Here is a 16,140-nt window from a genome sequence, read left to right on the forward strand (position 1 = left end):
AGGGGGAATCGATGAAGCACATGTTCAAGCTGGCCGCGACGGCCGGCCTGGGGCTGTTCGCAGCCCTGCCCGCCATGGCGGCCCCTGCGCCGTTCACGCCGACGGCGGAAATGGTCAACAAGGGCGATGTCGCCTGGATGCTGATTTCGTCCGCACTGGTTTTGATGATGTCGGTGCCCGCGCTGGCCCTGTTCTATGGCGGTCTGGTGCGCGCCAAGAACATGCTGTCGGTGCTGATGCAGGTGCTGACGATCGTCTGCGTCGCGGCGCTGGTCTGGTTTGCCTGGGGCTATTCCATGGCATTCACCAGCGGCGGCGACCTCAACAAATATGTCGGCGGCTTTTCCAAGATGTTCCTGGCCGGCGTCGATCCGACCACGCTGGCAGCGACGTTTTCCAATGGCGTCTATCTGCCCGAATATGTGTTCGTCATCTTCCAGATGACGTTCGCCTGCATCACGCCCGCGTTGATCGTCGGCGCGTTTGCGGAGCGCGTGAAGTTCACGCCGCTGATCATCTTTACGGTGCTGTGGCTGACGCTCGCCTATTTCCCGATCGCGCACATGGTGTGGTACTGGGCCGGCCCGGACTTCCTGCACGCCGCGCCCGATGACAGCGGCCTTTTGTGGGGCTGGGGCGCGCTGGATTTTGCCGGCGGTACCGTGGTCCACATCAATGCGGGTGTCGCCGGTCTGATCGGCTGCATCGTGATCGGCCCGCGCATCGGCTACAAGAGCGAGCCCATGCCGCCGCATAGCCTGGTGATGACCATGATCGGCGCTTCGCTGCTCTGGATCGGCTGGTTCGGGTTCAACGCGGGCTCTGGTCTGGAAGCCAATGCGTTCGGTGCGCTGGCCTTCATCAACACCTTCACCGCTACCGCCGCTGCCGGCGCGACCTGGGCGATCATCGAACAGATCGTTCACAAGAAGCCGTCGCTGCTGGGCGGGGCGTCGGGTGTCGTCGCCGGTCTGGTGGCGATCACCCCGGCCGCCGGCTTTGCCCATCCGGGCACGGCGATCCTGCTGGGCGCGGTCGCCTCGCTCGTCTGCTTCTTCTTCGTCACCACGGTGAAGAACAAGCTGAATTATGACGACTCGCTGGACGTGTTCGGCATCCACGCCGTGGGCGGCATCATCGGCGCCATCGGCACCGGCATCGTCGCCAACCCGAACTTCGGTGGCCAGGGCTGGATCGATTACACCGCACCGGTCGCCAAGGCAGGCGCGTATGACATGGCAGCGCAGATCATGACCCAGATCTGGGCCGTCGGCACCACCATCGTGTGGACCGGCGTGGTCAGCACCGTGCTGTTCCTGGCGCTCAAATACACCATCGGCCTGCGTCCCACCGCCGAAGTCGAGCATGACGGCCTCGACATCAGCGAGCACGGGGAGCGCGCCTACAACCTGTGATGCAATCGGGCGGGCGCCGCCAGAAGCGCCCGCCCCCAAGAGGTTCCTCCTGCGGACCCCTAAGGGCCGGTGGTTTCGACCACCGGCCCCTTTTTTTGGCCTCCGCCCGATCGATGCGCCGGACAGCGGGGAAGACGTGGTGCAGGCGGATTTGCTTGCGCGGCAGGGCGAGCGGTTGGCTGGCACCGGGGGCAGTCAGATCGTATGCGGGTGACGGATCAGGGCCGGCCGATCGCGCCGCCGCTGCCCGTCAATCCGGCGCGCGAATGGGGTTCAGCCCCCCGGCCCAGCCCGGTGTGTGGATCAGTCGGCTGTCGATGACGGCCGCCGGCAGTCGCCCCGATCAAGCAGGCTGTCAGAGGCTAATCGGCAACAAGACCGAGGAAGCGGCGCTCGCAATCTCCACGCTGTGCACCGGGCCGACGCAGGACGGCCCGGCGGAGCGTCGGCGCGTCACCAGCCGATCTGGACGCCCAGGCGCAGGCCAAGGTTCAGCGCACCGGCCTGATCCTCTGCACTACCTTCGGCCCCGAACTGGAACCCTTCGGACCCGCCGAGCATGCGGCCACGGCCGACCCAGCCGTCAACGCGGCGCTGCGGCTCCAGCGTAAAGGGCTGGCCATCAGTGAAGCGCGCGGTGGTGTTGTCCACCGATCCGCCGACGATCTTGCGATAGCCGCCTTCGACCTCTGCGCGCACGGGCGTGCCGGCATTGTCCAGGCTGCCCAGCTCATAGCCGAGCGTCACCGTACCTTCGACCGCCGCCTCGTCGCTGACGCGCTTGTCGACGATCAGGTTGAACGCGTTGCCGCCGCCTTCTTCGGTAAAGCCGTTTTCGGTCAGGCGGAAATAATCGACCGCCACGCGCGGGCGCACGCGGAACCGGTCGCTCAGCCGCGCCTCATAGGTCGCGCCGGCAATGCCGGAGATCAGGCCGCCGCCATAATCGGCAGTGGCGACCCGGCTGAAATTGACGCTTTCGGAGACGACGTCGAACCGGCGCTGGCTTTGAAACCCGATCAACGAATAGGCGCCGCGTGCAAAGGTGGTCAGGCCGCCCGCCTTGCGACGCCAGTGCACCGCGGCTTCATACTGGCTGGTTTCGACCGAGTTGAAATTGCCGCGCGTTTCGTTGAGGCCCAGATACAGGGCAAGCGAGGCGCCGATGCGGCCGGCATCGCCCAGCGACAATTCGCCGCCGCCCTGCACGCCCCAGCCGTTGACGCGATACGCCTGGGTATCGCCTTCATCCTTGCTGGTGCCCCAGACCATGGTGTTGAAAAACACGCCCGTCCCGCGCGACGCGATGGCATCGGTCGGCACGGTTTCCAGCGAGCGCGCGGCCGTGCGCGTGGCCAGCGTGACGTTCTGGAACACACCGCCGGTATGTTCGGGCAGAAAACTGCCGAACCGTTCGCGCACCGTTTCCGCGTCGGGCGCGGCCAGGAACACGTCGCGGATATCGTCATCCCGATCGATCACCGCGAACACCGCGTCATAGGCGCTGCTGAGCGAGCGATTGAAGCCAAGCTCGCCCGCCGTCTTGCGATCGACGTTCAGCGTGATGGCGGCATTGGCATTGTCGACAACCAGCGTGCCGTCGAACAGGAAGGGCAATCCCGCTGTCCCCAGCGTCAGGTTCTGCCCTCCGGTCAGCGTACCGGCATCCAGGATCGAATAGCTGCCCTGCGCCGTCGAGACGCTGCGCAGATTGACGGCCAGCGTCGCGCCTTGCGCAAAGGATGCGTTGCCCGCGACATTCAGGCGCGAGGCATTGGTGCTGGACTCGTCGATGGTGATGCCCAGCACGCCGGTCGATGCGACCGACAGCGATCCGATGGATGCCGCCGTCCCGCTCCCGAACTCAAGCCGCCCGGCAAGATCCGCGCTCAGTGCGGCGGCATTGGTCAGGCTGCCGATCAGGATAGCGTTGTTGGCGATCACCAGTCGGTCCGCTCCGCCGCCGAAATCGACATTGCCGATGATCGAACCCGCCTGAAGATCGAGCAGGTCGGAACCACTGCCCATCCGGATATTGCCGAGGATCGCGGGCGAGGCATTGGCCGTGCTTGCCTGTTGCCGGATCGTCGCGCCGCTGGTGTTCGCCGCCAGATCGATGGCGGTGCCATTGGTCAGCGTGCCGGTGGTCGCGCCAACGGCGATCCGGCCGGTATTGGTGACCAGTGCCAGCGTGCCGGACTGATCCTGAATGGCGATGGCATTGCCCTTGTCCCCGGCGGCGACGCCGATCGCACCGCTGTTGGCCAGCACCGGCACCACTGCCCCCTGCTGGATCAGGACGCCGCGCGCCGTGCCGGTGCCGCCCACCTGTACGCCCAGCTGGTTCGCAATCGTAACCCGGTCGACCAGCGCGCCAGCGGCAAGCTGCACTGCCGTCGCATCGCGCGTGCCGGTGGCCGACACGGTACCGCCCAGACGAATGCCGCCGGTCAGGTCGACCGTGCCGCCCTGGCCACCGATCCGGATCGCAACCGCATCGACATTGTCATAGACACCGGCGGCCAGGATCGAGCCGCGCACGACGATGCCGTGTCCCTCGGCATCGCCCGCCACCCCGCCGATCACGATATTGTCGGCAGAACCGACCGCCAGCGCCGGGGCAGAACCATAGGAGGCGATTGCCGCCGTCCCTTCCTGAGCATCGGCGATGCCGTCATTGTCGTCATCGGTGCTGTTGGCGTTGCTTTCCACGGGCGGGATATCGAACAGGACCCCGCCAGCGACATTGCCCGCAATGCGGATGGCCGGACCGCCGATCAGCAGGTCGTCGGCATCCAGCGTGGTGACGATCGCGGGGCGATTGATCGACCGGTATCCGGTGGCGTTCACCGTCCCCTGAAACACCAGCGCGCCGCCGACATCGCCGTCGATCGCAACGCCAACGGCATCGCGCCCCTGTGCCGTCACGGCGCCGCGAACGGTAACATTGCCGGACACGTCATCCGTACGGATGCCGATGGTGCGATCGCCCAGCACATTGATCGTGCCGCTGCTGTTCAGCGAACCCGTCATCGGGCCGGCCAGACGGATGCCGCCCGAATCATTGCCCTCGACCGTGATCGTGCCGCTGTTGACGATGGAGCCGACGAACGCGCCCGTCGTGCGGATGCCGAACCGGTTCTGCCCCTGGGCAAAGGCGCCGTCGATATCGCCGTCGGTGTCGGTGTCAGTCGGTGTATAGTCCTCCAGCAGCGTGATCGCGCCGGAATTGGTGATCGTCCCGGTGCCGCCGGTCGTGATCAGGATGCCGTCGGCATTGTTGACGTTGTTGTACCCGATCGTCCCCTGATTGGTGACGTCATTGTCGCTATTCACCGTGACGGCGGCGCCGCTGGTCGTCGGCCGGATGCTGCCCGCGCTGGTGATGGTGATGTCGGCGGGGGCGCCATTGTCGGCCGCAGAGCCCGTCGTCACCGGTGTGGTGATGGCGGTCGTGATCTGGCGCTGGGCCTGAGCCTCGCCAGTGGCAAAGACCACGGCGATTGCGGCCACACTGGCCGAGGCGAGCAACAAACGCATAATTCCCCTCTCACGATACGCACGGCAACAAGGCACAGGCCGCAAGGCACGGTTTGTCCATACGGAAGCGGCACCGGCCCGCTCTTCCACCCGGCCACCCATGAGATACTGCCGCTGGGTAGCCGGGTGCAGGAGCGGGCCGGTGCCGCCTAAGCGCCGGGTCTAGGCACGGATTGCGGCGCGGGCAAGGCGCAATCGACGTTTGCGCGACGGGGCGCGGGGGGCCTTAACGGGCCTGGCGCAGATGGTCCGCGACAAAGGATGCGCACCGCTCGCCGATCATCACGCTGGGCGCATTGGTGTTGCCACCGATCAGCGTCGGCATGATCGACGCATCGGCAATCCACAGCCCGTCCACGCCGCGCACCGCCAGGCCGGGATCGCAGACCGCGTCCGCATCCGATCCCATGCGCGCGGTGCCGACAGGGTGATAGATGGTATCGGCCCGCGCCCGGATCATCGCCGCCAGCGCCGCGCCATCCTCAGGGTCGACCGGATGGCGATCCACGCCGCCCCAGGCGCGGACCTCCGGCGCATCCAGCATCCGGTACATGGTGCGAACCCCGGCGATCAGGCGATCAAGATCGCGCTCGTCGGACAGAAAGGCCGGGTCGATCAGCGGCGGCGCGGCCGGATCGGCCGATTGCAGCCGCACCGTCCCCCGGCTTTCGGGGCGCAGTACACAGGCATGGCAGCTGAACCCATGGCCCGGCACCGCGGTGCGGCCATGATCCTCGACGATCGCGATCAGGAAATGCAGCTGGATATCCGGCGCGGGCAACGCCGGGTCCGTGCGGAAAAACGCCCCCGCCTCGGCATAGGGGGTCGTCATGGGGCCTGTGCGGGCAGCGAACCAACGGGCCATGTCGCGCAGCCCCTTGACCGAACCCGCCAGCGACCGTCCCAGAAACCCGGTGCCGGGGGTGGAAAAACAGGCCGTGTAGTCGAGATGGTCCTGCAGATTGCCGCCAATCCCCGCGCGGTCGATCAGCACGGGGATGCCGTGCCCGGCCAGATGGCCGGCCGGCCCGATGCCGGACAGCATCAGCAGCTGCGGCGTGCCGAATACGCCCCCGGCCAGCACGACGCCGCGTCGCGCACGGACGGTGCGCACCCGGTCGCCCTGCCGGTATCGGACGCCGACGGCACGCCCGTCCTGGAACAGGATGCGCTCGGCCAGCGTCTCCGTCTGCACCGAGACGTTGGCCCGGCCCCGAGCGGGATCGAGATAGGCGCGCGCCGCGCTCCAGCGTTCGCCGCCATGCTGCGTCACCTGATACAGCCCTGCCCCGTCCTGTCGCGCGCCGTTGAAATCGTCGTTCCGCGGGATCTGCATCCGTTCGGCGGCGCGGATAAAGCCTTCGCATGCCGGATGGGCATGGCTCTGGTCGCTGACCCTCAGCGGGCCGTCGGCCCCGTGCCAGGCATCGGCGCCGCGGGCATTGCCCTCTGCCCGGCGGAACCAGGGGAGCACATCGTCCCAGCCCCAGCCGGTACAGCCAAGCGAGGCCCAGTGATCATAATCCCAGGGATGACCCCGGACATAGAGCATGGCGTTGATCGCGCTGGATCCGCCCAGCCCGCGGCCCCGTGGCTGATAACCGCGCCGTCCATTCAGCCCCGGCTGAGGCACGGTTTCGAACCGCCAGTTCACCGTCCGCTTCTGAAACGGCATCATGCCGGGCATCCGCGTGCGCCAGCCATCGGCGCGGCCGCCCGCCTCCAGCAGGCAGACGGTCAGCGCCGGATCCTCGCTCAGGCGGCCTGTGGCGGCACAGCCCCCGGATCCGCCCCCGACGACGACGATATCGGCTTCGTCCATGAACGATCATCCTCTGTTGCATCGGGCCGGCGTTTCGCGGCCAGCCAGCGGGCCCGGATTTGCGCGCTTGTTTCGCGGGTGGCGTCATGCGTCCAGCCGGGTTCGCGCGCAATATAGCGCCAGCGGTCGGCCCAGCCTGGCGCGCGGATCAGGTCGCGGGCAATGGCGCTCCATTCGTGAAACGCCGCCCACAATATGTCGAACCGCCCCAGGTCGTGGACAATGCCATAGCGCGGGCGATCGTCATCGCGTTCGGGCGTGAACGTGCCGAACATCCGGTCCCACACGATGAACACGCCGGCATAGTTGGTGTCCAGATAGCGGGGATTGGTCGCATGATGCACGCGGTGATGCGATGGCGTGTTCATCACCGCTTCGAACCAGCGCGGCATCCGCCCGATCATCTCGGTATGAATCCAGAACTGATAGATCAGGTTCAGCCCGGCGCAGAAGAACACCATGGCAGGGGGAAAGCCAATCAGGAACAGGGGCAGCCGGAACAGGAACGCCAGGCTGAAAAAACCGGTCCAGCTCTGACGCAGCGCGGTCGACAGATTGTAATGCTGGCTGCTGTGATGGATCACATGGCTGGCCCAGAACCAGCGGACGCGGTGGGCGCTGCGGTGAAAGGCATAATAGGCAAGGTCGTCGAGGACGAACGCCGCGACAAACCAGTACCATTGCCAGCCGATGTCAAAGATCCCGAACTGATGCACCCAGACCGCGATGGCGAACACCGTACCCGCCGCCAGGGCGGATGCGACCGTGCTGCCCAGCCCGAGCATCAGCGAGGTTAGCGTATCCCGCGGGCAATATCGCCCCCGGTCCCGCAGCCGGGCGACCAGCATCTCGGCCAGCACCAGCAGGACGAACCCAGGGATCGCCAGCGTGACGGGATCGGGCAACCTCTCCATGACCCCGTCAGCCTAATCGCTCCAGCGAAACTTACAAGTATGTCAGTAAGGCTGGGTCGCGCGGCAGCGACACGACGCCGATCCGGGGGTCGCCAGTGTCCAGGCGGATGGCGTCCGGTTCCCCCGTCATCACCAGCGGCAGCGCAAGCGGCGCGACGATCAGCCCCATCCCATGCTGCCGGATGGCCACCGCCGTCCCCTGCCCCAGCACCAGCGCGGTGCGCCCGGCATCCCCGACGAACGCCTGGTCGCCGGTAAACCCGATCACGCGTTCGGCGGCAATCCGGCACGCCTGATCCCCGGTCAGCGATTGAGCGATGCCAAGGCCGAGCAGCCGGGCAACCCCGGCCAGCGCCAGGATGGCGACCAGCGACCCGGCCAAGACCGCCCAGTTCATCCCTGATGCGACAGCTGATCCAGCAGCGGGCGGATGGCGGACAGGTCATAGCCCGCGCCCGCGCCTGCATCGATGATCGCATCAGCATCGCCGCCGCCGCGCGCCTCGGCCAATGCCCAAAGGTTGCAGCTGCGCGTGCCCGACCGGCAATAGGCGAGCACCGGGCCGTCGGCCGCAGCCAGCGCGCCGGCCATCGCCTCGACCTGTGGCAGGGAAAATCCGGCATGCGTGACCGGAATGGCGGTATAGGCCAGGCCCGCCGCCTCTGCCGCCGCCCGGATGGCGTCCCCGGCGGGCTGGCCGGTTTCCTCATCATCGGGGCGGTTGTTGACGATGGCGACGAATCCCGCCTGTTTCAGCGCGGCGATATCGGCGGCGTCGATCTGCGGCGCCACGCTGATCCGGTCATTGATGCGGCGGATGGTCGGCATGGACAGTCTCCCTTAATCCCGGTGGTCCTTTATGACCTTCAGGAACGCATCGCCATAGGCATCCAGCTTGCGCGCGCCGATGCCCGGGATTTCCGCCATCGCCGCCCGATTGCCCGGCCGGATCAGCGCCAGATCACGCAGCACGGCATCGTGAAAGATGACATAGGGCGGCAGGCCGGTTTCCTGGGCGATCTCGCGGCGAAGGGCGCGCAGCGCCTCGAACAGCGGATTGCCGATGGGGTTCGCGCCGCCGCCAGACCCACCGCCACGCCGCGACCGCCGTTCGGCCTTTGGCGGGACGATCAGGCGCAGGTCCGATTCCCCCTTCAGCAGCGGCCGGGCCGCCGGGCCGAGCATCAGGCCGCCATGTTCGGTCGGGCGCAGCGCGTCGCGGACCAGCAGGGCACGCTGCACCGGTTTCATCAGCGCCGCGTCGGTCGCATCGGCAATGCCCCAGACGGACAGCCGTTCATGCCCGTTCATCAGGCTGCGCTCGGTCGATTTGCCGGTCAGCACGCTTTCGATATAGCCCGCGCCGAAACTCTGGCCGGTGCGATAGACGGCGGACAGATATTTCTGTGCCGCCACCGTTGCGTCGATCGCCTGGGGCGGATCGATGCAGTTGTCGCAGTTTCCACAGGGGCTGGCGAGCGTTTCGCCGAAATGGGCAAGCAGCAGCTGACGCCGGCATCCGGCGGTTTCCACCAGCGCGCCGAGCGCCCCCAGCCGTGCCCGCTCGCCCGCATGGCGGCCCTGATCCATCTCGCCGATCCGCTGGCGCGCACGGGCGAAATCGTCCGCGCCCCAGAACAGATGCGCCGTCGCCGGATCGCCGTCGCGGCCGGCGCGGCCGGTTTCCTGATAATAGCCCTCGATCGATTTGGGCAGCGCGGCATGGGCGACAAAGCGGACATCGGGTTTGTCGATGCCCATGCCGAACGCGACGGTGGCACAGATGACCATGTCCTCGCTGGCGACGAACGCGGCCTGATTGGCGGCGCGCACCGACGGGTCCAGCCCGGCATGATAGGCGCGGGTCGGCCGGCCCGACGCCGCCAGACTGTCCGCAAGCCGTTCGGCAGCGGCGCGGGTGGGCGCATAGACGATGCCGGGGCCGGGATTATCCTCGATCACCCGCAGGATCTGGCGCGTCCCCTGATCGCGCGGGGCGATGCTGTAGCGGATATTGGGCCGGTCGAACCCGGCGACGATCATCCCATCGGCGGGGATGCCCAGCTGTTCCAGGATATCGGCGCGGGTATGCGCATCGGCCGTCGCCGTCAGCGCAAGGCGCGGGACGGACGGAAAGGCATCGAACAGCGGCCGGAGCAGCCGGTAATCCGGGCGGAAATCATGGCCCCATTCGCTGACGCAATGCGCCTCATCGATCGCGAACAGGGCGATGCGGCCCTGCCCCAAAAGATCGCGAAAGGATTGGGACGATGCCCGTTCCGGCGCGGCGTACAGCAGGTCCAGCTCGCCCGCCCGGAACCGCGCAATGGTTTCGGCGCGATTGTCGTCCACGCTGGTCAGGGTCGCAGCGCGGATGCCCACCGCCTCTGCCGCGCGCAACTGATCGTGCATCAGGGCGATCAGTGGCGAAATCACCAGCGCGGTACCGTCCAGCATCACCGATGGCAGCTGATAGGTCAGCGATTTGCCTGCACCCGTCGGCATCACGGCCAGCGTCCGGCGCCCGGACAGCACCCGGTCGATCACATCGCGCTGGACACCGCGAAAGGCGGGATAGCCGAACAGCGATTGCAGGACGGCAATGGGATCGGCGGGCATGGCCTGCCCTTAGGCCGCAGGCACCCCCACGGCAACCGGCACCAGGATCAACCGATCGGGATCAGTTGGTCAGCCCGCGCGCGATCGGCATGTTCCAGCCATTCCATTGGCACAGCCGGCCCATCGCTTCGTTCTTGAGCCGCTCGGCGGCGGGATCGCGGCGGGCATCGGGCATGATCAGCGAAGCGCGCAGCAGCCATTGCGTGCGCAGCGCCGTCACACGTTCCGGCAGGCAGAAGATCGGACCATATCCGGCAACCTGCCCCTGATCGAACAACTGTTCCAGCGTGGACTGAACCTCGACGGCGCTGACGGCCGCTTCCCCGCCCGCATTGATTCGTGCGGCCAGCGTTGCCGCATTGGCACCACCAGGCAGATCGGCCAGCAGGTCAAACAGGTCGAGCGCGATGCGGGCCGAGAGAATATCGTCAAGCGCCGCGGCGACAGGGCGGACCGGCGGCGTCATCGGCCAGGTCGCGGTAACACTGGTGGCGGGATAGAGGTCGGCGATGCTTTCGGTCGGCTGACGACCGAGAAACAGCCGCTTTACCATGGACAGAAAACCCTGTCCGTGCACGGCATCAGCCTTTGCGACCCGCATCCGCATTGCGACCACCTCTCCTGTTTCACATTTATTACCCTATTGTAGATTTTCGACAAATAGAAATTGGTAAATGTGCGTAATCGATAAAACTGTTCTGCGGCTGTCCAGAAAAACGCGGCCATGACGTCATTCTATAGTTTGTGCATTGCAGCACAGCGCGACAGGCTGCGCGCCCTTCCCCTGTGTCGGGCGATCGGCTAGGCCATCGATATGGCGAACATCATCCGGTGCGATCTGGCCGTCGTCGGCGGCGGCCTTGCGGGTTCGCTGATCGCGCTGGCGTTGCATCGCGCGCGGCCCGACCTGGAATTAAGGCTGATCGAGGCCGGGCCACGGCTTGGCGGCAATCACCTCTGGTCGTTCTTTACCGGCGACATCGATGCTGCCGACCGGTGGATGGTCGATCCGCTGATCGTCCATCACTGGCAACAGCACGCGATCCGCTTTCCCGCGCATCGACGCATCATCGGTCAGGGATATCACAGCATCGAATCGGCGCGGCTGGACCGGATCGTGCAGGAACGGTTGCCTGCGCACCGGATCATGACGGGCACACCGGTGGCCGACGTTGGACCGACCCATGTCGAACTGGCCAGTGGCGACCGGATCGAGGCGGGCGGCGTGATCGATTGTCGCGGACCGGGCGATACCGGCCTGCTCGACCTCGGCTGGCAGAAGTTCATCGGCCAGGAACTGGAACTGGCCGCCCCGCACGATCAGCCCGATCCGGTCATCATGGACGCGACGGTGCCGCAGATCGACGGCTATCGCTTTGTCTATTGCCTGCCCTTTTCGCCCACCACGATGTTTGTCGAGGATACCTATTACAGCGACACGCCCGACCTTGACCTGACGCCGCTCAGCCACCGGCCGGGGGCGAATGGCGATCCGCTGATGCCGCGCATCGCCGATTATGCCGCGGCGCAGGGGTGGCAGGTGGAGCGCGTTGCACGGACCGAGGTGGGCGCGCTGCCCGTGGCGATGGACGGCGATTTCGATGGATATTGGCGGTCGGGCGGCATCGGTGTGGCAAAGGGCGGGATGCGGGCCGGGCTGTTCCATCCGCTGACCGGTTATTCCCTGCCCGACAGCGTCCGGCTGGCGGCGCTGCTGGCGCGGACGGGCGACCTGTCGGGCGCTGCGCTGCACGACCTGACCCTGAATTACACCCGGTCCGTGTGGAAAGCGCGCGGTTTTTACCGGATGCTGACCAAGATGCTGTTCCGCGCCGCTGATCCGGGTGACCGGTACCGCGTCATGGAACGCTTCTACCGGCTGAATCCGGTATTGATTGGCCGCTTCTATGCGGGTCAATCGACATTGCTCGACAAAGCCCGAATCTTGACCGGCAAGCCGCCGGTGCCCATTGGCCGGGCTATTGCCGCCATCAGGGAGTGAATGAATTGAAAACCGCAGTGGTGATCGGATCGGGCTTTGGCGGACTGGCGCTGGCGATCCGCCTGCAATCGGCCGGCGTCGACACCACCATCCTGGAGGCGCGGGACAAGCCGGGTGGCCGCGCCTATCACTGGGTGAAGGACGGCTTCACGTTCGACGCCGGGCCGACGGTCATCACCGCGCCCGAAGCGCTGGAGGAGCTGTGGTCGCTGTCGGGCAACCGGATGGCCGACGATGTCGAGCTGGTGCCGGTCAGCCCGTTCTATCGCCTCAACTGGCCGGACGGCACCAATTTCGACTACACCAATGACGACACGGTGCTGCGTGCCGAAATCGCCAAGCTCGATCCGGGCGATATCGCGGGTTATGCCCGGTTCCTGGAATATTCGAAGGGCGTTTACGAGGAAGGCTATGTCAAGCTGGGCGACGTCGCCTTTCTCGACTTTGCATCGATGATCAAGGCCGCGCCCGCGCTGATGAAATATCAGGCGTGGCGCTCGGTCTATTCAATGGTGTCGAGCTTTGTGAAGAACGAGAAGCTGCGCCAGGCGCTGTCGTTCCACACGCTCCTCGTCGGCGGCGATCCGATGAAGACCAGCGCCATCTATGCGCTCATCCACAAGCTGGAACGCGACGGCGGGGTGTGGTTCGCCAAGGGCGGGACCAACCGGCTGGTGGCGGGCATGGTCGCGCAGTTCGAACGGCTGGGCGGCAAGCTGCGCCTGTCCGATCCCGTCGCATCGATCGACACGCTGGGCGACCGGGTGACCGGCGTGACGACCGAAAGCGGCTTTCATGTCGATTGCGACGCGGTGGCGAGCAATGCCGACCTGATGCACAGCTACAAGGACCTGCTGTCCGGATCGCGTTCGGCCCGCCGGACGGCGGGATCGCTGGAAAAGAAGCGGTTTTCGCCCAGCCTGTTCGTGGTGCATTTCGGACTGAAGGGCACCTGGCCCGGCATCCCGCACCACATGATCCTGTTCGGCCCGCGCTATAAGGGCCTGCTGGCCGACATTTACGACCATGGCGTGCTGGCCGAGGATTTCAGCCTGTATCTGCACCATCCGACGGTGACCGATCCCGCAATGGCGCCAGAGGGTCATTCGACCTTTTATGCCCTGTGCCCCGTGCCGCATCAGGGCAAGTTCCCGGCAAACTGGGATGAGGTCGGCCCCATTCTGGAAAAGCGCATCCTGGACGAAGTGGGCCGTCGCCTGATCCCGGACATTCACGAACGGATCGTCACCAAGTTCAGCTATATGCCGAGCGATTTCGTGCAGGACCTGAACGCCCATCTGGGCAGCGCGTTCAGCCTGGAGCCGCTGTTGACGCAGAGCGCATATTTCCGGGCGCACAACCGCGACGATCATATCCCGAACCTGTATTTCGTGGGCGCGGGCACGCATCCGGGCGCGGGCATCCCCGGCGTCGTCGGCAGCGCGAAGGCGACGGCGCGGCTGATGCTGGGCACGGGCGACTGATCCGGCGGGCCGGGACCTGCATTTCCCGGCCCTAGCCAGCCCCGGCAATCCCGCCTATCGGGGCGGCATGACGATGAAGCGACTGGCCGTTTATTGCGGGTCCGCCAGCCCCGCCGACCCCGTGTATCTACAATGCGCCCGCGATGTCGGGCGCGGATTGGCGGAACGCGGCATCGGGCTGGTCTATGGCGGCGGCAAGCTGGGCCTGATGGGTGCGGTGGCCGACAGCGCGCTGGCAGCGGGCGGCGAGGTGATCGGCGTGATCCCCGATGCACTGGTCAATGCCGAGGTGGCGCACAAGCGGCTGACCGAGCTGCACGTCGTGCGCACCATGCACGAACGAAAGGCGCTGTTCACCGACCTGGCCGACGGGTTCGTCACCATTCCGGGCGGCACCGGCACGATGGACGAATTGTGGGAGGCGCTGAGCTGGGCACAGCTTGGCTATCACAGCGATCCCGTCGGCCTGTTGAATGTCGCGGGCTATTATGACGGGCTGATCGAATTCTGGCACAAGATGGGCGATGTCGGGTTCGTCCGGCCGCAGCATCAGGGCCTGTTGATCGTCGATACCGAACTGGACGGCTTGCTGGACCGGATGGCGGCATGGCAGGGTGCGACGCCGATCATCCAGATGCGCCGCGAGGACCTGTGACCCTGTCCCACCCGATGCCCGCCCGCGCTGCGATCGTTGCGACCGCCGGCGAGATCATCGGGCAGGGATCGAAAAGTTTCGCCGCGGCCAGCACGCTGTTCGACCGGCAGACGCGGGAGCGGGCCTGGCTGCTCTATGCCTGGTGCCGGGCGTGCGACGACCAGGCCGACGGGCAGGAACTGGGCCATGGCATGAAGGTGGTGGACGATGCCGCCGACCGGCTGGCGCTGATCACCCGGCGCACTGAACAGGCGCTGGCCGGCGAAGTGGTGGGCGATCCGGCATTCGATGCGCTGCGCATCGTGGCGGGCGAAACGGCGATGCCGCACCGCTTTGCCCGTGACCTGATCGCCGGATTTGCACTGGATGCAGAGGAATGGCGGCCGCGCACCACCGACGACCTGATGCAATATTGCTATCACGTCGCCGGGGTCGTCGGCTGCATGATGGCCGTCATCATGGGCGTGCGGCCCGATGATCACGCGACGCTGGATCGCGCCTGCGACCTGGGCCTGGCGTTTCAGCTGGCCAATATCGCGCGGGATATCGAGGAGGATGACCGTGCGGCGCGCTGTTACCTGCCGGTCGAATGGCTGGTCGAAATGGACATCCCGCCCGGTCAGCACATGAAGCCCCCTTTCCGCTCGCGCCTGACCGTGCTTGCCCGGCGGCTGGCGACGATGGCGGAAAGTTACGAGGCCAGCGCCCGTGGCGGCACGCCGGCGCTGTCCTTTCGCTCCGCCTGGGCGGTGCTGGCAGCGGCCGGCATCTATGGCGACATTGCGCGGCAGGTCGCGGCACGGGGGGATCACGCCTGGGATCACCGGGTGACGACCAGCGGGCTTCAGAAACTGGGCTGGATCGCGCGTTCGGCGGGGCAGGCGGCCCGGCGCCAGGCGCTGTATGCCGGCACGCCGCGCCCGGCCGAGCTGTGGACCCGTCCGCGCTAGGGCCGCGCCCTTAACGGCTCAGGCGCAGGGCGAGCAGCGCGCCGATCAGCGGCGATAGGAACGAGGCGACGATCATCCAGACGGGATGCGGGATCGCCATGATGTTGAGCACATTGCCGATCCACGCACTGCCCAGCACCCACCAGGCGATAGCCCGCCACTGGCCGATGCGGATCCCGACCCAGCCACCGAGCAGGGCGCCGGCGAAATAGGCCAGCACCACGAACAGCTTTGCACCAAGCGGGATTGCGGTGACCGCTGCGGCGACCGCCGCCGGGTCCGTCATGTCGATCGGCACCGCCGGGGGAAACAGCGCATTGCCGATCAGCTCAACAATCGTCGTGCCCACTGCGAACAATATGATGCCGACAATGACCCCCAGGATTCGCCTGACCATCCCCCGTCCCCCCCTTTAACACCGCCATTCTAGCAGGAAGGGGGCACGAACGGGAGTCGATCAGCCCATGACAGGCATTTTGCCGATGGCGCGGCTGGCGTCGCGGATGCTCATCGCCTCGCACCGCACTTCGATGGTCGGATAAGGAATGTCGCCGGACCGGGCGAGCACCGGCTCCAGCTGCGCCTGACACGACGCTGCCGTCTGATACCCCGTCGGGGCAATCCGCTGGCGCTGGCACTGGCTGCCGTCATCGGCGCAGCCCAGGATCGCCATGACGTAGATCAGCTGGTCCATCGTCCCGTCCTCCTGCATCATCAATGCAGCGAAGTGGCAAACGGT

At 66.5% G+C, this 16,140-nt stretch carries 14 protein-coding genes; 5 read left to right on the forward strand and 9 right to left on the reverse strand.

Translation table 11 applies throughout. The features are described from left to right. Positions 1-11: 11 nt before the first annotated feature. Positions 12-1,415 (forward strand): ammonium transporter, encoded by a 1,404-nt coding sequence (locus ACNI3Q_RS05430; protein WP_426274665.1) that lies wholly within the window; start codon positions 12-14, stop codon positions 1,413-1,415. 453 nt (positions 1,416-1,868) lie between these two features. On the opposite strand, the gene ACNI3Q_RS05435 is transcribed toward ACNI3Q_RS05430, so the two are convergent. The 7 genes from ACNI3Q_RS05435 to ACNI3Q_RS05465 form a co-directional block, all read right to left on the reverse strand. Then, on the reverse strand, positions 1,869-4,955 hold the full coding sequence (locus ACNI3Q_RS05435; protein ID WP_426274667.1) for an autotransporter outer membrane beta-barrel domain-containing protein: 3,087 nt from the start codon (positions 4,953-4,955) through the stop codon (positions 1,869-1,871). Between the two features lie 226 nt (positions 4,956-5,181). After that, positions 5,182-6,777 carry a GMC family oxidoreductase gene (locus ACNI3Q_RS05440; RefSeq protein ID WP_426274669.1) on the reverse strand — a complete coding sequence of 532 codons (1,596 nt, stop codon included), beginning with the start codon at positions 6,775-6,777 and terminating at the stop codon, positions 5,182-5,184. After that, positions 6,711-7,691 carry a sterol desaturase family protein gene (locus tag ACNI3Q_RS05445; RefSeq protein ID WP_426274671.1) on the reverse strand — a complete coding sequence of 327 codons (981 nt, stop codon included), beginning with the start codon at positions 7,689-7,691 and terminating at the stop codon, positions 6,711-6,713. The genes ACNI3Q_RS05440 and ACNI3Q_RS05445 overlap by 67 nt, the downstream gene beginning before the upstream one ends. A gap of 31 nt (positions 7,692-7,722) precedes the next feature. Further along, entirely contained in the window at positions 7,723-8,088 is a 366-nt protein-coding gene (locus ACNI3Q_RS05450; protein ID WP_426274673.1) for a hypothetical protein, read from the reverse strand. Then, a complete protein-coding gene (locus tag ACNI3Q_RS05455) occupies positions 8,085-8,519 on the reverse strand; it encodes a protein tyrosine phosphatase family protein (protein ID WP_426274675.1) in 435 nt (144 codons plus the stop codon). The genes ACNI3Q_RS05450 and ACNI3Q_RS05455 overlap by 4 nt, the downstream gene beginning before the upstream one ends. A gap of 12 nt (positions 8,520-8,531) precedes the next feature. After that, on the reverse strand, positions 8,532-10,310 hold the full coding sequence (gene recQ / locus ACNI3Q_RS05460) for a DNA helicase RecQ (protein WP_426274677.1): 1,779 nt from the start codon (positions 10,308-10,310) through the stop codon (positions 8,532-8,534). A gap of 61 nt (positions 10,311-10,371) precedes the next feature. Further along, positions 10,372-10,917, reverse strand: coding sequence for a hypothetical protein (locus ACNI3Q_RS05465; RefSeq protein WP_426274679.1), 546 nt, complete (start codon positions 10,915-10,917; stop codon positions 10,372-10,374). Positions 10,918-11,124: 207 nt separating this feature from the next. On the opposite strand from ACNI3Q_RS05465, the gene crtY reads away from it, so the two are divergent. From crtY to ACNI3Q_RS05485, 4 genes are all read left to right on the forward strand, one after another. After that, a complete protein-coding gene (gene crtY / locus ACNI3Q_RS05470; protein WP_426274681.1) occupies positions 11,125-12,312 on the forward strand; it encodes a lycopene beta-cyclase CrtY in 1,188 nt (395 codons plus the stop codon). Between the two features lie 5 nt (positions 12,313-12,317). After that, positions 12,318-13,796 (forward strand): phytoene desaturase, encoded by a 1,479-nt coding sequence (locus tag ACNI3Q_RS05475; RefSeq protein ID WP_426274682.1) that lies wholly within the window; start codon positions 12,318-12,320, stop codon positions 13,794-13,796. Positions 13,797-13,869: 73 nt separating this feature from the next. Next, on the forward strand, positions 13,870-14,451 hold the full coding sequence (locus tag ACNI3Q_RS05480; protein WP_426275623.1) for an LOG family protein: 582 nt from the start codon (positions 13,870-13,872) through the stop codon (positions 14,449-14,451). Between the two features lie 2 nt (positions 14,452-14,453). Further along, positions 14,454-15,401, forward strand: a complete 948-nt coding sequence (locus tag ACNI3Q_RS05485; RefSeq protein ID WP_426275625.1) for a phytoene/squalene synthase family protein — start codon at positions 14,454-14,456, stop codon at positions 15,399-15,401. Positions 15,402-15,411: 10 nt separating this feature from the next. Here ACNI3Q_RS05485 and ACNI3Q_RS05490 read toward each other — a convergent pair whose 3' ends face one another. Further along, a complete protein-coding gene (locus ACNI3Q_RS05490; protein WP_426274684.1) occupies positions 15,412-15,798 on the reverse strand; it encodes a hypothetical protein in 387 nt (128 codons plus the stop codon). Between the two features lie 60 nt (positions 15,799-15,858). Next, complete coding sequence (locus ACNI3Q_RS05495; protein WP_260020712.1) at positions 15,859-16,095, reverse strand: hypothetical protein; 237 nt, start codon at positions 16,093-16,095, stop codon at positions 15,859-15,861. Positions 16,096-16,140: the final 45 nt, after the last annotated feature.

The organism is Sphingomonas eleionomae (assembly GCF_049889035.1).
Classification (GTDB): Bacteria; Pseudomonadota; Alphaproteobacteria; order Sphingomonadales; family Sphingomonadaceae; genus Sphingomonas.

Bases quoted from the DNA above. Each gene is read 5' to 3' on its own strand.
- ACNI3Q_RS05430 (WP_426274665.1), top strand. From the start codon at position 12: ATGAAGCACATGTTCAAGCTGGCCGCGACGGCCGGCCTGGGGCTGTTC.
- ACNI3Q_RS05435 (WP_426274667.1), bottom strand. From the start codon at position 4,955: ATGCGTTTGTTGCTCGCCTCGGCCAGTGTGGCCGCAATCGCCGTGGTC.
- ACNI3Q_RS05440 (WP_426274669.1), bottom strand. From the start codon at position 6,777: ATGGACGAAGCCGATATCGTCGTCGTCGGGGGCGGATCCGGGGGCTGT.
- ACNI3Q_RS05445 (WP_426274671.1), bottom strand. From the start codon at position 7,691: ATGGAGAGGTTGCCCGATCCCGTCACGCTGGCGATCCCTGGGTTCGTC.
- ACNI3Q_RS05450 (WP_426274673.1), bottom strand. From the start codon at position 8,088: ATGAACTGGGCGGTCTTGGCCGGGTCGCTGGTCGCCATCCTGGCGCTG.
- ACNI3Q_RS05455 (WP_426274675.1), bottom strand. From the start codon at position 8,519: ATGCCGACCATCCGCCGCATCAATGACCGGATCAGCGTGGCGCCGCAG.
- recQ (WP_426274677.1), bottom strand. From the start codon at position 10,310: ATGCCCGCCGATCCCATTGCCGTCCTGCAATCGCTGTTCGGCTATCCC.
- ACNI3Q_RS05465 (WP_426274679.1), bottom strand. From the start codon at position 10,917: ATGCGGATGCGGGTCGCAAAGGCTGATGCCGTGCACGGACAGGGTTTT.
- crtY (WP_426274681.1), top strand. From the start codon at position 11,125: ATGGCGAACATCATCCGGTGCGATCTGGCCGTCGTCGGCGGCGGCCTT.
- ACNI3Q_RS05480 (WP_426275623.1), top strand. From the start codon at position 13,870: ATGAAGCGACTGGCCGTTTATTGCGGGTCCGCCAGCCCCGCCGACCCC.
- ACNI3Q_RS05490 (WP_426274684.1), bottom strand. From the start codon at position 15,798: ATGGTCAGGCGAATCCTGGGGGTCATTGTCGGCATCATATTGTTCGCA.
- ACNI3Q_RS05495 (WP_260020712.1), bottom strand. From the start codon at position 16,095: ATGGACCAGCTGATCTACGTCATGGCGATCCTGGGCTGCGCCGATGAC.